Annotated in this window: 1 protein-coding gene; it reads left to right on the forward strand. The window is 60.0% G+C overall.

Annotation, left to right across the window (positions count from 1 at the left end; genetic code table 11):
* On the forward strand, window positions 1-295 hold a 295-nt coding region (locus QP965_RS11475), incomplete at both ends, for a transposase (RefSeq protein ID WP_284852697.1).

Here is a 295-nt window from a genome sequence, read left to right on the forward strand (position 1 = left end):
CGTGTCGTAAAGACCAGCGTGTTGCTGGCCACAGGTGTCAACGCTGACGGCTACCGAGAGCTTTTGGGCATGCAGGTCGCCACCGCGGAATCTACCGCGTCGTGGACCGGGTTCTTTCGGGACCTCATCGCCCGTGGCCTGACCGAGGTATTCCTCGTTACTAGTGATGCCCATCTTGGTATTCAAGCAGCCGTGGGTGACTGCCTGCCGCAGGCTAATTGGCAGCGGTGTCGAACGCACTTCGCGAAGAACCTCTCGGCCCAGGTTCCCAAAACCCAATGGCCGACTCTGTCAG

The organism is Corynebacterium sp. MSK074 (assembly GCF_030229735.1).
In the GTDB taxonomy this organism is placed as follows: domain Bacteria; phylum Actinomycetota; class Actinomycetes; order Mycobacteriales; family Mycobacteriaceae; genus Corynebacterium.